Source organism: Micromonospora sp. NPDC007220, assembly GCF_040634035.1.
Taxonomy (GTDB): Bacteria; Actinomycetota; Actinomycetes; order Mycobacteriales; family Micromonosporaceae; genus Micromonospora; species Micromonospora reichwaldensis.
Genome location: NZ_JBEYEU010000003.1, coordinates 1 through 23183, shown reverse-complemented (window position 1 = coordinate 23183; position 23183 = coordinate 1). Strand labels below are relative to the sequence as shown.

The 23183-nt window shown below is 73.1% G+C and carries 16 protein-coding genes and 5 tRNA genes; 10 read left to right on the top strand and 11 right to left on the bottom strand.

Going from position 1 to position 23183, the window contains the following annotated elements; translation table 11 throughout:
- The first annotated feature begins 78 nt into the window (after positions 1-78).
- The gene (locus ABZ573_RS08500) at positions 79-1257 is read left to right on the top strand and encodes an alkane 1-monooxygenase (RefSeq protein ID WP_358116824.1); all 1179 of its coding nucleotides are present in this window, start codon (positions 79-81) and stop codon (positions 1255-1257) included.
- A gap of 58 nt (positions 1258-1315) precedes the next feature.
- Here ABZ573_RS08500 and ABZ573_RS08495 read toward each other — a convergent pair whose 3' ends face one another.
- Entirely contained in the window at positions 1316-1891 is a 576-nt protein-coding gene (locus ABZ573_RS08495) for a TIGR03086 family metal-binding protein (RefSeq protein WP_151455793.1), read from the bottom strand.
- Between the two features lie 182 nt (positions 1892-2073).
- Positions 2074-2676, bottom strand: coding sequence for a TetR/AcrR family transcriptional regulator (locus tag ABZ573_RS08490; protein ID WP_151455794.1), 603 nt, complete (start codon positions 2674-2676; stop codon positions 2074-2076).
- 306 nt (positions 2677-2982) lie between these two features.
- Here ABZ573_RS08490 and ABZ573_RS08485 point away from each other — a divergent pair.
- The 3 genes from ABZ573_RS08485 (at position 2983) to ABZ573_RS08475 (ending at position 3248) form a co-directional block, all read left to right on the top strand.
- Positions 2983-3055, top strand: a tRNA-Gly gene (locus ABZ573_RS08485).
- Between the two features lie 34 nt (positions 3056-3089).
- Positions 3090-3160 (top strand) — tRNA-Cys (locus ABZ573_RS08480).
- Positions 3161-3173: 13 nt separating this feature from the next.
- Positions 3174-3248 (top strand) — tRNA-Val (locus ABZ573_RS08475).
- Between the two features lie 624 nt (positions 3249-3872).
- On the opposite strand, the gene ABZ573_RS08470 is transcribed toward ABZ573_RS08475, so the two are convergent.
- Complete coding sequence (locus ABZ573_RS08470) at positions 3873-4112, bottom strand: DUF6458 family protein (protein ID WP_091620076.1); 240 nt, start codon at positions 4110-4112, stop codon at positions 3873-3875.
- Positions 4113-4275: 163 nt separating this feature from the next.
- Here ABZ573_RS08470 and ABZ573_RS08465 point away from each other — a divergent pair.
- Positions 4276-4348 (top strand) — tRNA-Gly (locus tag ABZ573_RS08465).
- Between the two features lie 49 nt (positions 4349-4397).
- Positions 4398-4472, top strand: a tRNA-Val gene (locus ABZ573_RS08460).
- An 87-nt stretch (positions 4473-4559) separates the two neighbouring features.
- On the opposite strand, the gene ABZ573_RS08455 is transcribed toward ABZ573_RS08460, so the two are convergent.
- A complete protein-coding gene (locus tag ABZ573_RS08455) occupies positions 4560-8126 on the bottom strand; it encodes an AAA domain-containing protein (protein ID WP_358116820.1) in 3567 nt (1188 codons plus the stop codon).
- Positions 8126-8500, bottom strand: a complete 375-nt coding sequence (locus tag ABZ573_RS08450; protein WP_151455796.1) for a hypothetical protein — start codon at positions 8498-8500, stop codon at positions 8126-8128. The genes ABZ573_RS08455 and ABZ573_RS08450 overlap by 1 nt, the downstream gene beginning before the upstream one ends.
- Positions 8501-8726: 226 nt before the next feature.
- Between ABZ573_RS08450 and ABZ573_RS08445 the strand changes: the two genes are divergently transcribed.
- Both ABZ573_RS08445 and ABZ573_RS08440 read left to right on the top strand, forming a co-directional pair.
- Entirely contained in the window at positions 8727-9728 is a 1002-nt protein-coding gene (locus ABZ573_RS08445; protein WP_358116817.1) for an NAD-dependent epimerase/dehydratase family protein, read from the top strand.
- 187 nt (positions 9729-9915) lie between these two features.
- Positions 9916-10863, top strand: coding sequence for a DUF6528 family protein (locus ABZ573_RS08440; protein ID WP_358116814.1), 948 nt, complete (start codon positions 9916-9918; stop codon positions 10861-10863).
- A 342-nt stretch (positions 10864-11205) separates the two neighbouring features.
- Here the strand turns inward: ABZ573_RS08440 and ABZ573_RS08435 are convergent, their stop codons facing one another.
- A complete protein-coding gene (locus ABZ573_RS08435) occupies positions 11206-12180 on the bottom strand; it encodes a nitroreductase (RefSeq protein ID WP_327030937.1) in 975 nt (324 codons plus the stop codon).
- Between the two features lie 278 nt (positions 12181-12458).
- Here ABZ573_RS08435 and ABZ573_RS08430 point away from each other — a divergent pair, with 278 nt between their 5' ends.
- Positions 12459-13097 carry a response regulator transcription factor gene (locus ABZ573_RS08430; protein WP_132233210.1) on the top strand — a complete coding sequence of 213 codons (639 nt, stop codon included), beginning with the start codon at positions 12459-12461 and terminating at the stop codon, positions 13095-13097.
- 68 nt (positions 13098-13165) lie between these two features.
- On the opposite strand, the gene ABZ573_RS08425 is transcribed toward ABZ573_RS08430, so the two are convergent.
- Together ABZ573_RS08425 and ABZ573_RS08420 are read right to left on the bottom strand one after the other, a co-directional pair.
- Positions 13166-14797, bottom strand: coding sequence for a GAF domain-containing protein (locus tag ABZ573_RS08425; protein WP_358117319.1), 1632 nt, complete (start codon positions 14795-14797; stop codon positions 13166-13168).
- A 142-nt stretch (positions 14798-14939) separates the two neighbouring features.
- Complete coding sequence (locus ABZ573_RS08420; protein ID WP_358116811.1) at positions 14940-15950, bottom strand: nitroreductase; 1011 nt, start codon at positions 15948-15950, stop codon at positions 14940-14942.
- Between the two features lie 190 nt (positions 15951-16140).
- Here ABZ573_RS08420 and ABZ573_RS08415 point away from each other — a divergent pair, with 190 nt between their 5' ends.
- The gene (locus tag ABZ573_RS08415; RefSeq protein ID WP_358116808.1) at positions 16141-18483 is read left to right on the top strand and encodes a heavy metal translocating P-type ATPase; all 2343 of its coding nucleotides are present in this window, start codon (positions 16141-16143) and stop codon (positions 18481-18483) included.
- Positions 18484-18500: 17 nt separating this feature from the next.
- Here ABZ573_RS08415 and ABZ573_RS08410 read toward each other — a convergent pair whose 3' ends face one another.
- The 3 genes from ABZ573_RS08410 to ABZ573_RS08400 all read right to left on the bottom strand — a co-directional run bounded on the left by ABZ573_RS08410 (position 18501) and on the right by ABZ573_RS08400 (position 22952).
- Positions 18501-19373, bottom strand: coding sequence for a universal stress protein (locus tag ABZ573_RS08410; protein WP_151456548.1), 873 nt, complete (start codon positions 19371-19373; stop codon positions 18501-18503).
- Positions 19374-19595: 222 nt separating this feature from the next.
- The gene (locus tag ABZ573_RS08405) at positions 19596-21998 is read right to left on the bottom strand and encodes a phosphoketolase family protein (protein WP_358116804.1); all 2403 of its coding nucleotides are present in this window, start codon (positions 21996-21998) and stop codon (positions 19596-19598) included.
- 96 nt (positions 21999-22094) lie between these two features.
- A complete protein-coding gene (locus ABZ573_RS08400; protein ID WP_327030941.1) occupies positions 22095-22952 on the bottom strand; it encodes a universal stress protein in 858 nt (285 codons plus the stop codon).
- Between the last annotated feature and the right edge of the window lie 231 nt (positions 22953-23183).

Below are 23183 nucleotides of genomic sequence, written 5' to 3'. Positions count from 1 at the left end.
CGACAAAAACAGTCCCTTGTACACGGACATGACGGCTGTCACAGTCGAGGGAGGACCGCGACAGAGCGGAGGCCGGCCATGGCCCTCGACCCCACAGCGCCCGCCAACGCCGCCGGCTGGCGGGACACCCGCCGGCCCTGGTGGCCGCTGGCGCTGCTCGTCCCGACGCTGCCGTTCGTCGGCTGGGCGACCTGGCGGGCCACCGGCGACGCCTGGGCCTGGTGGCTCACCCCCGCCGCCGTGTTCGTCCTGATCCCGGTGGTCGACCTGCTGGTCGGCGAGGACCGGCGCAACCCGCCCGACGAGGCGGTGGCCCGGCTGGCCGCCGACGGCTACTACCGCTGGTTGACCTACCTCTACCTGCCCGCCCAGTACGCCGGCCTGGTGCTCTGCTGCGCGGTCTGGGCCCGGGGCGACCTGACGGTGGCCGGGGCGGCCGGCCTGGTCGCCACGATGGGTGTGGTCGACGGCATCGCCATCAACACCGCCCACGAGCTGGGCCACAAGCGGGAGACGGTGGAGCGCTGGCTGTCCAAGGTGGCCCTCGCGCCGGCCGCGTACGGGCACTTCCACGTCGAGCACAACCGGGGCCACCACACCCGCGTCGCCACACCGGAGGACCCGGCCAGCGCCCGGCTGGGGGAGAGCTTCTGGGCGTTCTGGCCGCGTACCGTCTCAGGCAGCCTGCGCTCGGCGTGGCGGCTGGAGGCCGCCCGGTTCCGCCTGCGGGGCCGCAGCCCGTGGACGTGGCGCAACGACGTGCTGAACGCGTTCGCGATGACCCTCGCGCTCTACGCGGCGCTGACCGTCGCCCTCGGCCCGGGCGTACTGCCGTTCCTGGTGCTCCAGGCGGTGGTCGGGTTCTCCCTGCTCGAGGTGGTCAACTACCTGGAGCACTACGGGCTTGCCCGGCAGCGCACCCCCGCCGGGCGCTACGAGAAGGTCGACCCCCGGCACAGCTGGAACAGCGACCGCAGCGTGACCAACATCTTCCTCTTCCAGCTCCAGCGGCACAGCGACCACCACGCCAACCCGCTGCGCCGCTACCAGACGCTGCGCACCTTCGAGTCCTCCCCGCAGCTGCCCGCCGGCTACGCCACGATGGTGCTGGCCGCGCTGGCGCCGCCGGTGTGGCGCCGGCTGATGGACCACCGGGTGCTCGCCCACTATGGCGGGGACCTGACGCTGGCCAACGTCCACCCGCCGGCCCTGCGCCGGCTGCAGAAGCGCCGTCGACGTGGCCCGGCGGCCGCCTGACGACCGGGATTCGCGTCCCGGCCCGCTGCGCAACTCCCGGGGCGTCCGGTCGGGTCCCTCACGGCGCCCAGTCGGGGTCGCGGCCGAAGGCGGCGACGAGGCGGTCCTGCTCGTCCGCCCGCGCCGGCACGTCGACCTCCGGCCGGACCAGTCGGCCCCGCTGGTAGTCGCCGATCCGCTGAGCGAACCACTGCGCGCACGCGGCGACCGCGTCGGCGTCCAGCCGGGGGTCCGCGCCGATCGCCACGGCGAGGTCCCAGCCGTGGATCAGGTGCTCCGCGGTCAGTTGGTGCAGGTACTCGTCGGCGGGGGTCTCGCCGGTGGAGAGCCCGACGGTGCGCTCCAGCGCCCCCGGGTGGGTGAAGGCCAACTCGGCCTGCCCCGCCGCCTCCCGGGCCGTGCCGGCCGGGTCCGGGCCGAGCACGTCGCCGTCGTAGCGGTCGCCGACCTGCTCGATCGTCCGCCCCGCGAGCAGCGCGACGCTCCACCGGTCTTCGCCCACCACGTGGTTGACCAGCGTCCGGACGTCCCAGTCGGGGCACGGGGTCGGGTCCGACCACTGGTCGGGGCCGACCTGCGCCACCCGGTCGGTGAACTCGGCCAGGCTGCGGCGGTACGTCTCCAGCGGGTCCATGCCGACGATTGTTCCGGCTGCCTCGGGGAGCCGAGCCGTTTTGCCGGCTTCGCGGGCGGACGGAGCGCCGGTCGCGCCCGGCCGGTCCCGGTCGGGACCCCGGCCGCCGACGCGTCCACCACGGCGCTCACCCCGCACCCCGCTGCACGAGGCGGTCCTGGACGCGCTGGGGCGGCGCCGGCTCAGTCCAGCTGCGCCGGGTCCAGCCCCAGCTCGCGGGCGGTGAGCAGGCGCACCCACTCGGTGAACTGCCGGCGGGAGATCACCCGGTCGTGCACCGCGAGCTGCACCGCCAGCCCGTCCACCACCGCGCTGATCCGCCACGCCGCCCCGGACGGGTCGGCGCACTCGAAGGTGCCGTCGCGGACCCCGTCCGAGATGACCGTCGCCAGGTCCTCGCGCCAGCGCAGGTCGAGCCGGCGGGAGACCTTCTCCAACTCCGGGGTACGCAGCGACTCCGCCCAGCCGTCGATCCACATGGCCCAGGAGGTCGCCCGGCCCGCCGGCGTGTAGAGCCGGACGATCCGGCGGAGCTTGGTCAGGGGCGGGGCGCTGGAACGCATCACCGCGTCCAGGCGGGCCAGATCCTGCTCCACCGCGTACGCGAACGCCTGCGCGAGCAGCCGGTCCTTCGTGGCGAAGTGGTAGAAGACCAGCGCCTGGCTCACCCCGGCGGCCTGTGCCACGTCGGCCGTGCGGGTGTTGGCCAGACCGCGTTCCACGATCACGTCACAGGCCGTGCGCAGCAGGGCATCCAGGCGGATCTCCGCCGCACGTCTCGTCACGCCGTTACCGTAGCCCATCCAATCGAACACGGGCAGTTACGGATCACGGTCCGTTCTGCCCGCCAGAGTCGGAATCCAGACAGTTTCCGGGGCGGATCCCGGCCGCAGGCCGCCATGGGCTGCGGACGGCCGGACGAGTCCGGCCCATCCTCCTAGGAAGCCTAGGCAGTGGGCGGGACGTCACCCCTCCGCCGCAGGTGCATGGCGGGCCGGTCCCACCCGACTCGCCGGGAGCCACCCCGATTTGGCAACCGCTCACCCGCTCGGCTAAAGTTCTCACCCGTCACCGGTTAACGCCGGAGACGTGCGGACGTAGCGCAGCTGGTAGCGCATCACCTTGCCAAGGTGAGGGTCGCGGGTTCGAATCCCGTCGTCCGCTCGGAGCTGCCGCCACGCATGACGGGGGCAACCTCGGTGGGGTGGCCGAGAGGCGAGGCAACGGCCTGCAAAGCCGTGTACGCGGGTTCAAATCCCGTCCCCACCTCGGTAACAAACGAGGGCGATTGGCGCAGTGGGAGCGCGCTTCCTTGACACGGAAGAGGTCACTGGTTCAAACCCAGTATCGCCCACCAACACGAAGGCCCGTCACCGAATGGTGACGGGCCTTCGTCGGTTCCCACCTGGGCCGAGCTGTCATGACTGCGACCAACGCCGACGGCCATGGCGGGGTGGGCCCGCGGCCACCGGCGGCGGACCGGCGGGTCAGTTCGCCGGGGACGGGCGGTGCCTCGTGGCCCTGGCTTGAGAGTGAACCCGGGTGAGTCGGGTGAGCCAGGTCCTCGGGTCACCGGTGGCCGGGCGATGCCTCGTCAGTGTGCCTGTCGAGGTGAGTCGTCTACGACATCATCGCCCGGGCGATCACGGCGGCGAGCAGGGTCCATGCGCACCACCTGCGACATCACCGCCGGCGCTGGCAGGCGACTGCTTCGGCCCGGGGACGGGGGCGGCTCTGCGGAGGTGACCCGTCGCGGTTGACTCGTCTGTGACATCAGCTCGACAGCGTCGATACGGCGGCATGCATCGGCGCTCGCCGTGCCCGCCGCTCGCCGTGCCCGCCGTCCGCCGTCCGTCTGTCGGGCGCCGGGGCTGGTCGTATGGCCGGCGGACGCGACGTGCCGGCCACCCTGCTCCGGGTGACCGGCACGTCGGCGGTGCGTTGCGCGACCGTTCAGCTCCGGCGGCCGCGTGGACCGGCGTCAGAGCGGCGGGGCGACGTCCCGGCGCTCCTCGACCCGCCGGTACTCGACCGGCTCGGTCGTGCTGACCACCTGGCGGCGACGTCCCCAGATGAGCGTGGTCATGATGAGGCCGAGCACGCCGGCGGCCATCAGGATCCACCCGACGACGTCGAGGTTGATGCCACCGAGGCTCGCGTCGAGCGCGAAGGTGAGGATCGCGCCGAGCGCGATCAGGAAGATGCTGGTGCCGATACCCACGACAGCCTCCTTGGTCAGGGGATGTGGTGTGCTGTCGATGGCCCCAGTACCCCGTGGTTTACCAGCGCAATCATCGCCCGGTCCGGCCGTCGGCGGGGCGGCGTGCCAGGCGATCTTGGCGTCGGGTAGAGTTTCCCCCGTCGCCGACGAACACCGGCGGCACGCGGACGTAGCGCAGCTGGTAGCGCATCACCTTGCCAAGGTGAGGGTCGCGGGTTCGAATCCCGTCGTCCGCTCGCGATCCGCCCCTTGTGATCCGGCCTGCCGGATCGGGCGGTCACCCCCGGGCGATTGGCGCAGTGGGAGCGCGCTTCCTTGACACGGAAGAGGTCACTGGTTCAAACCCAGTATCGCCCACCAGCTTGTCTTCCCTGCTGAACGGCGATGGCGCGGAAATCTGTACCGGCGTATCCGGGTGCCCTGCCTGGCGGCGAAGTGGAACGGTGATCAGGCGTCGCCCTTGCGCGTGCCTCCCTCGACTGCGTCGCGCAGTTCCTGCACCACCCGTTCCGGTTCGGCGAGACAGCGCCAGGCCGGTACCCGCCTGACCTCCGCGGCCGCGGCAATGATGTCGAGCCTGCTCAGGATCCGCCGTAGCGGCTTTCCGTCCGGATCGCCCTCGGGATCGTCGACCAGCACCGCCAGGCTCTTGTCGCGAAGGCTGAGCGTGAGGTCGACCGGGTAACCCGGCAGTGGCGTACCCCAACGCACCGTCAGCCCGGCGTCACGTAGGCCGGCGATCAGTTGGTCGACCGGTCGCCCGTCGACGCCGGCGCCCGTGGCCGCCGGCGCGGGCGGGCTGGCGAGATCGGCCAGCAGTCCGCGTTGCCCGGACCACCACGAACGGTCGCCCACGACGATCAGCTGGGACCTGGCGCGGGTGATCGCCACGTTCCACAGGTTCGTCTGCTCGACGAGCCAACCACGGGTGCGCTCGCTGATGCCGTGCGCGCCGACGGGCGAGACGACCATGATGTCCTTCTCGCTGCCCTGAAACTTGTGGATGGTCGCGCACCGCAGGTCGTCGGCGAGGCCGGCGTCCCGGAGCGCCCGGTCCAGGATCCGCTGCTGCTCGGCCAGTGGCGTCACCACGCCGATCGTGACGCCTGGGTACTCCTTGCGTAGCCGCTGGACCTCGCCCACCACCGCGTCAACCTCGTCGGCGTTGCGGCCGGAACCTGTGGCGCCTCGGGTGAAGCGGCCGGACACGTCCACCCAACGGGTGGCGGACTCGGCCGGTGCGGCCAGCCGAGCCGGGTCGGTGAGAACCGTCAGCCGGTTCTGGTAGACGACCCGGTTCGGTGCGTCGATGATCTCCGGGTGGCAGCGGTAGTGCTCGTCGAGCAGGATGGTGCTTCCCGCCGCGGTCGCGAAGGCTTCGTACGCCGAGTGGTTCCGGTGGGTGAGCCGCCGGCTGGTCAGCCACTCGTGTCCGAGCCCGGCGCGGGCCTGCTCGCCCCGGTCGTCTGTGTCGGAGAGCTCGACGACCGGTGTGAGCTGCCGCGGGTCGCCGATGATCAGGGCGCGTTTCGCCCGGTAGAGCATCGGCAGGACGGCAGCGACGGTGCACTGGGCGGCTTCGTCGATGATCACCAGGTCGAACAGCCCCGCTCTGGGCAGCAGCCGGCGGGCCGACATCGCGGTGACCGCCCAGCCCGGTAGCGCGGCGAGAAGCTCGCTCATGTAGGCCCAGCTTCTTGCTTCCGGCTTGGCCATCTCGTCGGCGCGGTTGCGGAGCAGGGTCGTGTTGCCGGCCACCCGGGCGGCGATCTGCGCACGCAGTAGCTGGTCGCTGTGCTCGGGTCTGGTGTCGTGTTGCAGAGTCCGTAGCCGCTTCCAGACTTCTTCGGCGGTGCCCGGCCGGGACTGGAGTCGTTGGCGTCGCTCGCGCCAGCACTGCTCGATGACCGCCTGTTCACCGAGGGCGGTGATCGCATCCCGGTCGAACACGCCTCGCGACCGCAGTCGCCTGCGATACCACCACCCGAACCATCGACTTGTCAGTGCTCGATCGGTGAGGTCGACCAGCTTGGCCAGGAAGGCGTCGTCGGCGTCGGCGAGTGAGCGGTCCCGTTCGAAGGCGAGGTCGGCGAGATCCCGTTCAAGCCGGCGACGCTCGTCGAGATCCTCGCGTAACCGCTTGATCTCCTGCGCCACGAGTCGTAACTCGTTGAACGGCCCGTCGGCCTCCGGCACCGGCGGTGGCCATGCCTGCATCACCTCGGCGAGGTACTGCGGCTCCTGCTGCCGGTACTCCTTGTTCCCGGTACGCAGCACCAGTCCCGGGCCGACCATGCCGGTGACCCGCTCGACGACCTCATCGACAGCCCGGTTGTTGGTCGAGCCGATCAGCACGCTCTGCCCGGCGGCCGTGGCGGTCGCCAGCAATGCGGTCACCAGTTGGCTCTTGCCGGTTCCGGGTGGCCCCTGCGCGACAGTCAGGGGTCGGCTCATCGCCGCCCGGATGATGTCCTCCTGAGTCTCGTTGACCGAACTCAACGCCACCGTCAGGACGTCGGCATCCTGCGCATCCGTCCCGGCCACGACATCGCTCGACAACGTACCGAGGGCGGTCGATGCGATCTTCCCCGCGTTCTTGACGATGTCCTGCAGGTCCTCGATCAGCTGTCGCTCGGGGGACTCCGCGCTGCCCGCGGCGAACAGCATTCCGGCGTTCTGCACCCGATTGACGGGCCCGCGGTTGACCATCCCGACCAGATTCTCCGGGTCGAGGGCGGACACCGGCTTCAGCCCGAACGTGTTCGCCACCAGATCGGCTACCTCGGCGAGGGACTTGTGCTCGCCGGGGACGAGTCGTTCGGCCACTGCCTGCCGCAGTTCGTCCGCCTCGACCGCAGCCAGCTGGAAATGGTCGATCAGGGCTGGACTGGGCTGCGGCGGCGCCGGGTGCGCCAACCCGTCGTCTCCCACGGTCAGGTCCGAGACGAGCAGGGGCGCCAGTCGTACCTGCTGGGTGCCCTTCTGCGGCAACGCCACGATCGGGTAGCCGTACTGCAGGGAGCGGCCACCAGCCTCGGCCAACCCGGCCAGCCGCTGGCCGCGCTCCTTGAGTGGCACCGGCTCGGTGGCCGAGAGCATGACCTCCCGGCCCGCGGGCGCAGCGAGGTAAGAGTCCTTGTTCGCCGGGTTGACGAAGAACTGCAGGACGGCGGAGCGTTGCAGGCAGGCGACGTGGTAGTTGAGCAGACGACGCCACCGCTCGGCGTCGAAGGATGCGTCGTCCGGCTCGTCTCTCCGTACGCCCGGGCTCCGCTGTGGCCGTTCGTCCGACCCCGCGACCAGCGGGATCGGGTCGGTGACACCTTCGCTCGACTCGACCGGCTTCTCCTCCCGGCGACGCGACATCTCGGTCATCGCGTACCGGGAGAGGTCGCTCGCGGTGAGCCAGCCGTCCTCCGCGGTCGCCCGAGCCGCACCGCGGAGACCGGTGAGCAGGACCTCGGTGAAGACCGAGGGCCGGTCCGGGCCCTGCGCCTTCGACGCCTTCAGATGGCTGCTCGACTGGAGCATGAACGTGCCACGCTCGCGCTTGAGACGCCGGGGCTCCTGCCGTACGCCGCCGCTGAACCGGTGCCGGGCGGTGAACGAGCCCGAGAAGCAGCAGTCCAGCAGGACCACCTTCTGGCTGGCCTTGGTGTGGTTGAGCATGTGCCGGAGGACGCCCTCGACATCGAACGCCGTGGTGTGCAGGAGAGTTGTCTCGGTGTCGATGGTGCCGAAGAAGAGGGACTGCCGGTCGTCGTGCTGGATGCCGTGGCCGGAGTAGTAGAAGAGAGCGAGATCACCGGTGCGCCGAGCGCCGTAGAACTCCTCGACGACCTGCTTCATGCGCGCTGCGGGCAGGTCGACGTGGGCGTCGACGCTGTCGAAGTCGCCGTCGCTGTCCAGCACGGTCCTCAACTGTTCGACGTCCTGCCGGACGCCGGGCAGCGCGGTGAGCTTCGAGGCGGCGTCATAGGTCGCCGTGCCGAGCACCAGGGCATGCCGACCCATCAGCGGGAATGCTCGATCGCGTCACGGACGAGGTCGATCAGCTGGGTGGTCTCCGCCTTGGTCGCCTGGTCGATGGTCAGCTCGACGGCACCGATCCTCAGGTGTGCCCGGCGACCCTGGTTGCGGTTGAGGAAGCCCACCACCAGGTCCACGAGTGCCTGCGCGTAGCCAGGGTCGGCGCCGGCGACCACGGCCACGGTGGCCAGCACCACCTCACCGACGCCCTTGCTGTCAGGATCGGCGGGCGACTCGAGCCGCCGCACCTCGCCGATGTCGCCCAGGTCCTCCACGAGCTCGTCAGTCAGCTGGTCGAGGACGAAATCGTCGTCCTCCGGCAGCGGCGTGAAACTGACCTCAACGACGACCTCGGACACCCGTGCCTCCCCCAGACCCAATCCGAAAGCACCCGGAACGCTACGGAATGACGGCGCGGCGAGGGAGGACGTGTCGGGTTCCCGACGGGACGCCGTGGGCGGTCCTGCCCTGTCGTCCGCCGTCCACTTCGGATCGGTGTTGTCCGGCCGGGGTTCTGCCGTGGGCAGATCCGCTGACCGTGAACACGGGACCGGGGCGCTGCCCGGAACGGGCACAGTGGAGCGCATGAGGCTGCTGGTGCTGGGCGGAACGGGATTCGTGGGCGGCGCGACGGTCGCCGAGGGCGTACGGCGGGGTTGGGCGGTGACCGTGTTCAACCGGGGGCTGCACGGCGCGACGCCGGAGGGCGTACACCGGTTGCGGGGTGACCGGACCGCGCCCGGCGGCCTGGCGGCGCTCGCGGACGGCGAGTGGGACCTGGTGGTCGACACCTGGGACGGCGCGCCCCGCGCGGCGCGCGACGCCGCCCGCGCGCTGGTCGACCGGGTCGGCCGGTACGTCTACGTCTCCAGCGGCTCCGTCTACGCGCGGCCCGTCGCAACCGGGGTGGGCGAGGACGCTCCGGTGGTGGACGCGGAGCCGGACGCCGACGAGGGCGGCTACCCGGCCAACAAGGCCGGCGCCGAGCGGGCTGTGCGGGAGACGTTCGGCGAGCGGGCGCTGATCGCCCGGGCCGGGTTGATCCTCGGGCCAGGGGAGGACATCGGCCGGCTGCCCTGGTGGCTGACGCGCATCGCGCGGGGCGGGGACGTGCTGGCGCCGGGCCCGGTCGACCTGCCGGTGCAGTACGTCGACGTGCGGGACCTGGCGGGCTGGATGCTGGACCTGGGCGCGGCGGGCCCGGGCGGGACGTTCAACGCGGTGAGCCGCCCCGGGCACGCGACGATGGGGGAGCTGCTCGACGCCTGCGTCGCGGCCACCGGCGCCGACGCCCGGCTGCGCTGGACCGACCCGGGGCCGATTCTGGCCGCCGGCGTGGAGCCGTGGAACGACCTGCCGATCTGGGTCCCGGCCGGGCACGAGTACCGCTGGGTGCAGGAGCGCGGCGTCGAGCGCGCGTACGCGGCCGGGCTGACCTGCCGCCCGGTGGCCGAGACGGTCGCCGACACCTGGGCTTGGCTGCGGGAGGTGGGCACTGTCCCGCCTCGGGCGGGCCGACCGCAGCGCGCCCCCGTCGGGCTCGACCCCGACCGGGAGGCGGCGCTGCTCTCTGCGGCGGACTGCTGAAGCGGCCTCAACACGGGAGGAAAGCCCGGTCCTCCAACGCCCGTCGCCCATCCGACGCAACCACTGCCAGCTCGTTACCGAACGCATATGTTCGAACACCATGAGTCGTTGGGTGCGGGCCGGTATTCCGTCGGCCGCACCCGTCAACGCCCCCCGACGGGCTCGTCAAAGGGAAGGGTGCATGGCGATGATGCGATCTACAGACAGGACGCGACGGCGGTGGCGCGCGATCGGCGCAACCCTCGGCGCGGCGACGGTGGGCATGGCGGGAGTGCTGGTCGCGCCGACCGGCGCACAGGCTGCCAGCGACCGGGTCGCGGTGGTCGACCAGCGGTACGGGGTCAGGATCTTCAGCGCCGGCGTCAGTCGGTGGACGGCGGGTTCGGCCCAGTGGTCGTGGAAGCGACCCGCCGGTAGTGGCTGGAAGAACCTTTCCGACGTCAAGTTCCGCAAGCAGGGCTCGCGGTACGTGGTCCTGGTGGCCGCTTCGGGCGGCCGGGCCGGGATCGTCGACTACGCCACCCGCAAGGTGCGCTACCAGGTCACGCCGGGCGGCAACCCGCACGCCATCGAGTTGCTGCCCAACGGCGCTGTCGTGGTCGCCTCCTCCGACCCCGGCAAGCTCACCCTCTACGGCAAGGGCCGGACCAGCCCGGCCGCCACGAAGGCGTTCGCCAAGGCCCACGCCGTCTACTGGGACAGCGCCATCAAGCGCCTCTGGGCCGCCGGCGGCACCCGGCTGTGCAGCTACAAGGTGAGCGGCGCGGCCACCGCTCCCAAACTCACCAACGCCGCCTGCCGGAAGGTCACCGGGAACGTGCATGACCTGTCACCGGTCTACGGCACCTCCGCCAACCTGTGGATGAGCAACACCAGCCACGTCTACCGGTACGACATCAACCGCAACCGATTCCAACGGGCACCCGGGTATATCGACACAAGCAAGATTAAGAGTGTCGGTAACCACTCAGGCGGACTGGTCGTCACCACCAAGGTCAGCGGCGCGAACGGCGACGGCACCTACGGCAACGGCAACGTCTGGCTGTATCGGCTGAACGGTTCCTACGTCGGCAACCGCTACCTCTCCGGGGCGGCGATCTACAAGGCCCGGCCGGTGGTCTGGAGCTACCGGTAGTCACGCCCCCGGGGCTGGTGGCGGGTGCGCCCGCCTCCGGCCCCGGTGTGCCCCCTCACAGATCAACTGCCTCCCGGCGCGGGCAGTACTGCGCCTCCGGTCGCTCGGTATGCACGGCATGCTCGCAGGCGGGCGTTACCGAATCCGCGCGGCCTTGCCCGTTCCGCGTCCCGAATGCCAGCGGCCGGATGGAGCCACTGACGTTGCGGCAGACCCGGTCGACCACCGCACATGCCAGCTTGAACAGGCGTCTACGAGCCCTGTCGGTCAGCCCGGCGGGGACTTGTGGACACCGGCGCACAGAAGCGTGCTGTCGAGCCGGCGTCCGGCACCGTGTGTTGTTCAGACTTGGGAAACAGGCAGGTCGAGCACCTCGCCCACGTCGCGGCGTGGGGTCGGCCAGCCCGGCTGGCCGTAGCCGACGCGCAGCACCATCTGCGGCGTGCCGAAGCGCCCCAGCGACAGCCGCAGCTGCTCGCGCGCCGACGGCACCTCGATCGGCTGGGACAACATCGACGCCGCCAGCCCCGAGTCCGTAGCGGTCAGCAGTACCCGCTGCAACGCCTGCCCGGCGACGACCTGGTCGACGGCCGTGTTGCCGGGCGAGCCGAGCACCGCCACCAGCGGCTCGGGTTCGAAGTCCCGCCCGGGCGCCCGGTCGAGGCCGCCGAAGCCCCGCGACGGCAGCAGGTCCTGCGGCTCGCCCTGCGGGCCGCCGGACGCGGCCGGAATGCCGTCCGGGGCGGGCGCGGAGCGTACCCACTCCTGGCGTTCGGCCCGGTACTGCGGGCTCCGCTCCAGCACCCGGTGGGAGCTGCGGGCGAGTTCGCCGAACGCGTTCACTGCGCTGACGCCGACCACCAGTTCCAGCCAGCACTGCTCGGCGCGGGCCGCCTCCGTGAGGCGCCAGCGGGCGTCGGCGGGCACCGGGTCGGGCCAGAACGGCGCGCGGTTGCTGAACCGGCGGGGGATGGCGGCGTGCAGGGCCTGCTCGCCGGGGGTGGGGCGGCGTGGCACGTCCGGCACCAGCCGGGCCACCACGTCCGGCTCGGCCGGGTAGGGGCGCAGCCGTACCGTCGCCGGGGTGCCGGCAACGGCCAGGGCGAGCCGCAGGTTGAACAGCGCCGCCCCGCAGGCGATCCGCACGCCCCAGCCGGTGGGGTCGGTGGCCGGCAGCCGCCGGTCCGGGTCGACCAGCACCTCGATGCCGCCGTCGCGCAGCCGGAACCGCCACGGCTGGGTGTTGTGCAGCGACGGGGCGCGTACGGCGTCGGTGGCGGCGGCCCGTAGCTGCTCGACGGTGAAGCGGGTGTCCATGGTCGTGCTCCTTCCGTGGCAGATCGTGCGCCGGCGGGTGGTACGTCTCCACGGTGCGTCACCGGGGCGTAGCCCGGGCAGGGCCGGACGTCCCGTCCCGCCGGGCCCGACCGGCCCGCCGCACGTGCGGGACTTCGGCCGTGTCGCGGGCCGGTGACTCGGCTCGACCGCCCCGCCGCTGGTCGGAGGGTCCGTTCGGGCCGCCGGTGGCGCGGGCGTTGCCGGTTCGGGACCTTCGGCCCGTGCGGGAAGCGGTGGGAAGCGGGTAGAAACGAGGGATGATCCGCGTGTTCCTGCTCGACGACCACGAGGTCGTCCGCCGTGGCCTGGCCGACCTGCTGGAAAGCAGCGGGGACATCGAGGTGGTCGGCGAGTCCGGCCTCGCCCAGGAGGCGGCCCGGCGTATCCCGGCGCTGCGGCCGGACGTGGCGATCCTCGACGCGCGGCTGCCCGACGGCAACGGCATCGACGTGTGCCGGGACGTCCGGGCCGTGGACTCCTCGATCAAGGGCCTGATCCTCACCTCGTACGAGGACGACGAGGCGCTCTTCGCGGCGATCATGGCCGGCGCGTCCGGCTACGTGCTGAAGCAGATCCGCGGCACCGACCTGGTCGACGCGGTCCGGCGGGTGGCGGCCGGGCAGTCGCTGCTCGACCCGGCGATCACCACCCGGGTGCTGGAGCGCATCCGCAGCGGCGTCGAGCAGCCGCGCGAGCTGAAGTCACTCACCGAGCAGGAGCGGCGGATCCTGGAGTACGTGGCCGAGGGCCTCACCAACCGGGAGATCGCCGGGAAGATGTTCCTGGCCGAGAAGACCGTGAAGAACTACGTCTCCAGCGTGCTGGCCAAGCTGGGCCTGGAGCGCCGAACCCAGGCGGCCGTCCTCGCCACCCGCCTCCTCGGCAAGTCCCACTGACGCCTGCGGGCCAGACGCGCAGCCGCACCGCCTGCGGGCCCAGCTGCCCAGCGGCACCGCCTGCGGGCTCAGTCGCGCAGCGGCACCGACCAGCACACCTCGGTGCCCCGGGGCACCGCCCGGCGTACCACGAACTCGCCGTCGTGGCGCTCGGCGCGCTCGCGCAGGTTGACCAGGCCGCCCCGCGCGGCGGCCGGGTCGCAGCCCACCCCGTCGTCGGTGACGGTCACGGTCACCCGGCCGGCGTCGACCCGCACCGCCACGGTCACGCGGTCGGCCTGCGCGTGCCGTACGGCGTTGGAGAGCGCCTCCCGCAGCACGGCGGTGAGGTCGGGGCGGACCGCGTCGGGGACGGCGCTGTCGATCGGCCCGCTCAGCTCAAGGCGGGGCCGGTGGCCCAGCGACTCGGCGGCCACCTCGATCGCCTCCCGGATCTCGGTGCGCAGCGCCGCGCTCATCGGGGTGCGCAGCTCGAAGATGGTGCGGCGGATGTCCTTGATCGTGGCGTCCAGGTCGTCGACCGCCGCGTTGATCCGCCGGGCGACCTCCGGCTTCGTCGTCATCGGGGCGGCGCTCTGCAACTGCAGGCCGGTGGCGAAGAGGCGCTGGATGACGACGTCGTGCAGGTCGCGGGCGATGCGCTCGCGGTCCTCCAGGACCACCAGCAGCTCCCGTTCCTCCTGCCCGCGGGCCCGCTCCAGGGCCAGCGCGGCCTGCCCGGCGAAGCTGCCCAGCAGGGCCATGTCGTCGTCGTTGGCGACGGGCGCCCGGTCGGGCCGGTGCGCGATCACCAGCACCCCGTGCAGGGTGTCGGCGGTGGCCAGCGGCGCGATCATCGCCGGGCCGGTGCGCAGCAGCGCCGGCCAGGGCGCGGCGTGGGCCAGGTCCGCCACCTGGTCGTGCCGGCCCTCGATGACGGCGGCGGCGAAACTCGTCTCGGCCGCCGGCAGCGCGGTGCCGACCAGGGCGCCGGCCTGCTCGTCGGCCCCGTCGACCACCTCGACGGTGAACTTCTCGCCGTCGGGGTCGTAGAGCAGCACGAGGGCGACCTCCGCCTCGGCGACCTCGCGGGCGCGCCGCGCCACCAGCGTCAACGCGTCGGTACGGCGCACCTCGCCCAGCAGCACGGTGGTGATCTCGGCGGTCGCCGCGAGCCAGCGTTCCCGGCGGTGGGCCAGCGCGTAGAGGCGGGCGTTCTCGATCGCCACGCCGGCGGCGGCGGCGAGCGCGACGACGATCTCCTCGTCGTCCTCGGTGAACTGCGCGCCGCCCTGCTTCTCGGCCAGGTAGAGGTTGCCGAAGACATGGTCGCGGATGCGCACGGGAACGCCGAGGAAGCTGTGCATCGGCGGGTGGTGCGGCGGGAACCCGTAGGACTTCGGGTGCCGGGTGATGTCGGGCATCCGCAGCGGGCGGGGGTCGTCGATGAGCAGGCCGAGCACGCCCCGCCCGTGGGGCAGGTCACCGATCCTGGCGTGCAGCTCCGCGTCGATGCCGTAGGTGATGAAGTCGTGCAGCAGGCGGTCGTGGCCGATCACGCCGAGCGCGCCGTAGCGGGCGCCGACCAGCTCGCAGGCCGACTCCACGATCCGTTGCAGGGTGCTGCGCAGGTCCAGGTCGGTGCCGATGCCGACCACCGCGTCGAGCAGGGCGCGCAGCCGCTCCCGGCTGGTCACCACCTCGCCGACCCGGTCCAGCATCTCCTGGAGCAGCTCGTCGAGCCGTACCCGGGACAGCGGGCTGAGCCCCAGCGAGGGGGTCACGTGCGGTTCGGGGCGGGGACTCGGTTCGCTGGCGGCCACCGGGCGATGGTAGCCGCCCGGTGGCCGTGGTCCTGCCGCGCTACGCGTCGGGGGAGCGGACCGCCGAGGTGTCGACCACCTGCGCGGCCTCCATGCGCGGGGTGTGCGGCGGGCCCGCGTGCGCCGGGTCCGCGAGCCCCAGCCGGATCACGAGGTACGGGTAGCCGAGGCCGGCCAGCAGCCCGCGCAGCGTCTGCCGGGTGCCCGCGACCTCCACGACCCCGCTCAGCGGCACCACGGAGATCCCGAGCCGGGTCGCGGTCAGCCAGGCGGCCGAGAGCGCCTCGCCGGCGCGCAGCCAGCTGTCCGGCTCGTCCTCGTCGCCGTAGAGCAGCCCGTACACGGCGGCCCGGTCGTGCCCGGGACCGACCGGCAGGGTGCCGGGGCGGCCGAAGTCGCGCGCCGGCACGGTGGTCTGCGGCGCCTCCGCGGGCAGCACCTCCGGCGGCAGGCCGGTGCCGGTGCCGGCCCGGCTGGTCCAGTACTCCAACTCCTCGCGCAGCTGCGAATCCTCCGCCTCGACCGAGGCGGCGCGGCTGGCGACCGCGGCCAGCTCCAGGACGTTGTCGCGGTCGAGGAACTGGAGCTGGCAGCCCTCGGCGGCGACCGCCGAGGCGATCTCCCCGAGAGCGGCGGTCGGCACCGGCTCCTCGCTGACCGGGCGCCGGTCGGTGTGCCGCACCTGCATGCACTGCACCAGGCGCATGGCCTCCGGGTCGGCCTCCGCGCGGGCCATTCCGGTCAGCCGGGCCAGCAGGTCCTCGTCGGCCGGGTCGGGCATCCGCTCCACGACGGCGGTCCAGCCCTCCGCGGTCAGCGCGACCCGCGCGTGGTGCAGCGCCGCCCCGCAGCTGTACGCCAGCAGGCGGCCCTCCGGGTCGGTCGCCGTCAGCTTCGGATCGCGGACCACCCGCAGCTCCAGCGCGTCCGGCAGCACCCGCCACCGCCACGGTTGGCTGTTGTGCACCGACGGGGCGTGCCCGGCCGTCGCGGCGGCCTCCGCGAGTGCGGTGGTCAGCGGACGCTCCGCCGCCGGTGTCTCGTGGCTCATGGTCACGACCTTTCCGTTTCTCCCCATCGTGCCCCAGCCCGAAGGTGCCCCGGGCGGGGTTGCCGCTCCATCCTGCGCCATCCCCTTTGCCGACGCACGGTACGCAGGTCCCCGCGTGGCAGGGCAGCTAGCCCCTGCCGGTTCGCGCGGATGCCCTCCCGGGCGCGGTGGGCGCTGAGACGATCCGCAGGTGGGAACGGAACCGCGGGAGTGCGTGCCGGAGCAGCCGGTACGGCGGGACCGCTCGCGCCTGCTGCTCTGGGCGCCCCTGGCCGGGGTGACAGTGCTGGTGCTGGCCGGGGCGGTGCTGTGGCTCGCCGGCCGCCGGGGCGCGGCCGAGGTGGTGTGGGCGTCCGCCACCGTGGCCGCCCTGCTGCCCGCCGCCTGGTCGGTGCTGCGGCAGCTGTGGCGCCGGCAGTTCGGGGTGGACGTGATCGCCGTGCTGGCCCTGGTCGGCGCGCTGGTGGTGCGGGAGTACCTGGCCGGGGCGGTGATCGCGGTGATGCTGGCCACGGGACGGGCGCTGGAGGCGTACGCCCAGGGGCGGGCGACCCGGGACCTGCGGTCGCTGCTCGCCCGCGCCCCCCGCACCGCCCGGCGGCGCGGCCCGGGCGGCAGCGTCGAGGAGGTGCCGCTGGACCGGGTTGCAGCGGGGGACCGGCTGCTGGTCGGGCCGGGCGACGTGGTGCCGGTCGACGGGCAGGTCGACGAGCCGGTGACCCTCGACGAGTCGGTGGTGACGGGCGAGTCGCGGCTGGTGCGGCGCGCGGCCGGCGAGCAGGTCGCCAGCGGCGTGGTCAACGCCGGCGCCGGCTTCGGCATGCGCGCGACACGCGACGCGGCGGGAAGCACGTACGCGGGGATCGTCCGGCTCGCCGAGGAGGCGACCGCCCACAAGGCGCCGATGGTGCGCCTCGCCGACCGGTACGCCGCCGCGTTCGTGCCGTTCACCCTGGTCCTGGCGGGGCTGGGCTGGCTGCTCTCCGGGGAGTTCGTCCGGGCGGTGGCCGTGCTGGTGGTCGCCACCCCGTGCCCGCTGCTGCTGGCCCCCCCCATCGCGATCGTGTCCGGGCTGTCGCGTACCGCCCGCCGTGGGGTGCTGGTCCGCGACGGCGGTTCGCTGGAGCTGCTCGGCCGGGCCCGCACCCTGCTGGTCGACAAGACCGGCACGCTGACGGCCGGCCGTCCCCGCGCCGCCGAGGTCGTGGCCGCCCCCGGCGGCGACCGCGACGACGTGCTGCGTCTCGCCGCCTCGGTCGAGCAGCTCTCCCCGCACGTGCTGGCCCGCGCGCTGGTGGCGCAGGCGCGCGAGCGGGGCCTGTCGCTGACCGAGCCGGCGGGGGTGACCGAGGAACCGGGCCGGGGCGTACGCGGGTCGGTCGACGGGCGGCAGGTGCGGGTCGGCCAGCTCGACGGTGACCTGCCCGACTGGGCGGGGAGCGCCCGGTCCCGGGCCGAGCTGGCCGGCCGCTCGGTGGTCTGGGTCAGCGGCGAGCGGGACCCGCTCGGGGCGATCCTGCTGGAGGACCCGGTACGCCCCGACGCGCGCCGCACCGTGCGCCGGCTGCGCGAGGCGGGGCTGCGGCGCATCGTGATGGTCACCGGGGACCGGCCCGACGTCGCCGCCCAGGTGGCGGGGGTGGTGGGCGTGGACGACGTGGTGGCCCGGTGCGCGCCCGCGGAGAAGGCGACCCGCGTACGCGAGGAGGCGCGCCAGGCCGTCACCGTGATGGTCGGCGACGGGGTGAACGACGCCCCCGCCCTCGCCGAGGCGCACGTCGGCGTGGCCATGGGCGCCACCGGGGCGACCGCCTCGGCCGACGTCGCCGACGCGGTGCTCACCGTCGACCGGCTGGACCGGCTCGCCGACGCGGTGGAGATCGCCCGGTACGCCCGCAGGATCGCGGTGCAGAGCGCCAGCGTGGGGATGGGCCTGGCGGTGCTGGCGATGCTGGCCGCGTCCCTGGGCTGGCTCCCGCCGGTCGCCGGGGCGTTCCTCCAGGAGGGCATCGACGTGCTGGTGATCCTCAACGCGCTGCGCGCCCTCGGGGGCGGGCTGCGCCGCCGCGACGTGCCGCCGGGCACCCGGGAGCTGCTCGACCGGTACGCGGCCGAACACGGCGGGATCCGCGACGTGCTCGCCGCGCTGGGGGACACCGCCGACCTGGTCGCCACCGCGCCGGACGCGCCGCAGTGCCTGCCGACGCTGCGCGAGACACACCGCCGGCTGGTCGGCCAGGTGCTGCCGCACGAGGCGGCCGAGGAGCACCAGCTCTATCCGGCGCTGGCCGACCCGCTGGGCAGCGCCGAGGCGACGTCGACGATGAGCCGCGCCCACGTGGAGATCCGGCGGCTGGTGGACCGGATCGGCGCCCACCTCGCGCAGGCCGGCGACGGCCCGCTGCGCCGGGACCAGCTCACCGACCTGCTCGCCGCCCTCTACGGCCTGGCGGCCATCCTGCGGTTGCACCTCGCCCAGGAGGAGGAGGACTACTTCTCGCTCAGCCCGGCGGAACCGGCCGAGAGCCGGTGAACGCGCCCGCCGGCCGCTCAGCGTTCCCGGACCACCGCCACCGGGCAGTGCGCGTGCTGGATGAGCTGCTGGCTGACCGAGCCGAGCAGCATCCCCTTCAGGCCGCCCCGGCCCCGGGTGCCCACCACCACCAGGCACGCGTTGCGGCTCGCGTCCACCATCAGGGACGCCGGCCGGTCCTCCGCCACCTCGACGGTCACCGGTACGTCGGGAAACGTCGTGCTCCACCGCGCAACCGACTCGTCCAGCTCGGCCCGGTCGGCCGCCGTGGCCTCCCGCGCATCGGGGCCCGACGGCGGACGCTGGCCGGTGGGCGGTTGCCAGGCCCGCACCACGTGCAGGGGCGCCCGCCGGGCCTCGGCCTGCTCGAACGCGAAGCCCAGCGCCAGCAGCGAAGACTCGGACCCGTCGACGCCGACCGCCACGTGCCCGGTGCGCCCACCGGCGGCCGACTCGCCGCGGATCACCACGACCGGACAGTGCGCGTGGGCGGTGACGGCCACCGCGGTCGAGCCGACGAGCAGCCCGCCGAAGCCGCCGTGTCCCCGGGTGCCCAGCACCAGCAGGTCCGCCTGCGCCGAACGTTCCTGGAGCACCAGCGCGGGCGGCCCGTCGAACACCTCACCCGTGACGGTCAGTTCCGGGTGCGCGGCGGACGCGTCCGCGGCCGCCTTGCGAACCAGCTCCTCGACCTGCCGGCGGGCCGTCTCGTCCGGCCAGACGCCGGGAGCGACGCCGGGACCGATCCAGCCGGCCACGGTGAGCCATTCGAAGACGTACGCCAACCGCACCGGCCGTCCGCTGCGGCCGGCCTCCTCCAGCGCCCACTCCAGCGCGGCGGAGGCGTCGGCGGAGCCGTCGTAGCCGACCAGGATCTCGTTGCCGCTCATCGGGTCCACCTCTCGTTCACGACTGCGGGGGTCACCAGGTGACTCCTCGCGCCCGCTGGTGCCGGCCATTCGTTCGCGACTGCGGGGCTCGCAAGCTCACTCCTCGCGCTCACTGGGCTTGCCTTTCGTTCGCGACTGCGGGGCTCGCAAGCTCACTCCTCGCGCTCACTGGTGCCGGCCTTTCGTTCGCGACTGCGGGGCTCGCAAGCTCACTCCTCGCGCTCACTGGTCCCCCCGGAGTCCCGGGTCCGTCTCGCGGACCCAGCGCCATTCCGCGACCCGGGGGTCGTCCTCGCCGTGTTCGCGGGTGTAGTCCCGGCAGGACTGGCGCGCATCAACCATTTCCTGCCGCAGGTGGGCGGCCCGGTCGGCCAGCCCCGGCACCCGGTCGATGACGTCGATGACCAGGTGGAAGCGGTCCAGGTCGTTGAGCATCACCATGTCGAACGGCGTGGTGGTGGTGCCCTCCTCCTTGTAACCGCGTACGTGCAGGTTCTCGTGGTTGGTCCGCCGGTAGGTCAGCCGGTGGATGAGCCACGGATAGCCGTGGTACGCGAAGATGACCTGCCTGTCCCGCGTGAAGATCGTGTCGAACTCCTTGTCCGACAGCCCGTGCGGGTGCTCTGTCGGGGGTTGCAGGCGCATCAGGTCGACCACGTTGACGACCCGTACCTTCAGCTCCGGCAGGTGCCGGTGCAGCAGGTCCGCGGCGGCCAGCGTCTCCAGCGTCGGCACGTCCCCGGCGCAGGCGAGCACCACGTCCGGCTCGCTGCCGGCGTCCGTGCTGGCCCAGTCCCAGATCCCGATGCCGCGCCGGCAGTGCTGCACGGCCTCGTCCATCGACAGCCAGTTCGGGGCGGGCTGCTTGCCGGCCACCACCACGTTGACGTAGTGCCGGCTGCGCAGGCAGTGGTCCATCGTGGAAAGCAGGGTGTTGGCGTCCGGCGGCAGGTAGACGCGTACCACCTCGGCCTTCTTGTTCATCACGTGGTCGATGAAGCCCGGGTCCTGGTGGGAGAAGCCGTTGTGGTCCTGGCGCCACACGTGGCTGGAGAGCAGGTAGTTCAGCGAGGCCACCGGACTGCGCCACGGGATGCCCCGGGTCACCTTCAACCACTTGGCGTGCTGGTTGACCATGGAGTCGACGATGTGGATGAACGCCTCGTAGCTGGTGAAGATGCCGTGCCGGCCGGTCAGCAGGTAGCCCTCCAGCCAGCCCTGGCAGAGATGCTCGGAGAGGACCTCCATCACCCGCCCGTCGGCGGAGAGGTGGTCGTCGCCGGGCACGGTGCCGGCCATCCAGGCCCGGCCGGTGACCTCGAACGCCGCGCCGAGCCGGTTCGAGGCCACCTCGTCCGGGCCGAAGAGGCGGAACGTCTGCGGGTTGGCGGTGATCACGTCGCGTACCCACGGGCCGAGGGCCCCGGTCGCGCCGGCCACGGTCTCGCCGGGCCGCTGCACGTCGACGGCGTACTCGCGGAAGTCCGGCAACGCCAGGTCACGCAGCACCGCCCCGCCGTTGGTGACCGGGTTCGCGCTCATCCGCCGCTCGCCCCGGGGCGGCAGCGCGGCCAACTCGGCGACCGGTGCGCCGGTGGCGTCGAAGAGCTCCTCCGGCCGGTAGCTGCGCAGCCAGCGCTCCAGCGCGGCCAGGTGCTCCGGGTTCTTGCGCACCTCGGACAGCGGCACCTGGTGCGCGCGGTAGGTGCCCTCGACCTGCTTGCCGTCGACGTCCCGCGGACCGGTCCAGCCCTTCGGCGTACGCAGGACGATCATCGGCCAGCGGGGGCGCTCGACGGCGCCGCCCGAGCGGGCCCGCCGCTGGATGGCGGCGATCTCGTCCAGCGCCCGGTCCAGCGTGCCGGCGAGCGCCTGGTGCACCGTCGCCGGGTCGTCGCCGGCGACCACGTACGGCTGGTAGCCGAAGCCGCGCATCATGGCGAGGAGGTCGTCCTCGTCGATCCGGTCCAGCACCGTCGGATTGGCGATCTTGTAGCCGTTGAGATGCAGGATCGGCAGCACCGCGCCGTCGCGCGCCGGGTTGAGGAAGACGTTGGAGAGCCAGCTTCCCGCCAGCGGGCCGGTCTCCGCCTCCCCGTCGCCGATGACGCAGGCCACCAGCAGATCCGGGTTGTCGAACGCCGCGCCGTAGGCGTGGCTGAGCGCGTACCCCAGCTCGCCGCCCTCGTGGATCGAACCCGGCACCTCCGCCGCCACATGGCTGGGGATGCCGCCGGGGAACGAGAACTGACGGAACAGACCGGCCATGCCGGCCTCGTCGCGGCCGATGTGGTGGTACAGCTCGCTGTAGGTGCCCTCCAGCCAGGTGTTCGCGACGATCGCCGGTCCGCCGTGACCGGGGCCGGTGACGAACAGGGCGGACAGGTCACGGGCGACGATGACCCGGTTGAGGTGGGCGTAGAGCAGGTTCAGGCCGGGACTGGTGCCCCAGTGGCCGAGCAGGCGCGGCTTGACGTGCTCGGGCGCCAGCGGCTCGCGCAGCAGCGGATTGTCCAGCAGGTAGATCTGCCCGACGGTCAGGTAGTTCGCCGCCCGCCAGTAGGCGTCCAGCCGGCGCAGCTCGTCATCGGTCAGGGGGCTGTGCAGGTCGAGAGCGGTGTCCATACTGCATGAGCCTCTCGCGGGTAGGGGAATCCTGCATCCTCGGAGCGCGGATTCGTCCGGGCCGGCCCCAGCATCGCCGGTCGACGCCGGTGTGGATCAGGGCCGTTGGTCCCGTGGGCGCTGGGCATCGCGCCCGTCCCCCGAAATCCCCGTCAGCCCGCGCACGACGATCACCGGCGCGGGGGAGTGGTAGAGCAGCGCCTGACTCACCGCACCGAGCATGCCCCGCCACGGCTCGTCGCCCCGGGCGGCGACCAGCACCACCTGCGCCGAACGGGACTGCTCCACCAGCACACCGCCGGGATCGCCGCGGATCGTGTGGCACTCCACGGCCACCGACGGAAACCGGCGCGCCGACCGCGCCACCAACCCGACGAGCAGCTCGGCATCCTCCGCGCCCTGCTCCGACTCGACGACGCGGACCGCCGACAGCCGCGCCTTCCGTCGGGCCGCGCACTCGAACGCCCACTCCAACGCGGCCTGCGAGCTGTCGGAGCCGTCCACCCCGACCAGCACCGGCCCCTGCGGGGGCGGCTCCCGGCGGACCACCAGCACCGGGCAGCCGGCGCGGGCGGCGAGCTGCACCGTGGGCGTTTCCACCGACACGCACTCGCCGCTGGTCGCCATGCCGCCGTCCCCGACGGCGAGCAGGAACGCCGTCTCCGACCGGCGGACCAGGGTGTCGACGAGGGCACCTTCGACGATCTCGCCGCTCACCGGCAGCCCCGGCTCGACCTCGGCGACGATCTCCGAGGCCCGGGACATCAGCTCCTCGGCGTCCGCGCGTGGTCCCGCGACCGACGGCGCTTGCAGCGCGGCCGCCCAGTTGAACGCGTGCAGCAGGCACAGCGGGCGGTTGTGCGCGGCGGCCTCCTGCGCGGCCAGCCTGACCACGGGCAGGTTGCGCTCCGTGCCGAGCCCGACCAGCACCGCCGCGTCGGTGGGTGCGGCCATCCGAATCACCTCCGCAGGCGTCGCGCCCGGCCCTCCTGTCGAGGCTAGTCGCGCCGGTACCACGGTGGGGCGGGATCGCGGGCGACGGTGGGCGGGGGTTCGGAGCTGGGGTGTCCGCGGGATCGGGCCCGTGCTCGGGATGTGCGTCGGGTGGGTGTGGTGCGTCGTGGTGGGGGTGTGGCCCGCCGTGCCCGGCTCCGGGCGGTCAGGCTTGATCCCTGCGCCGGGCAC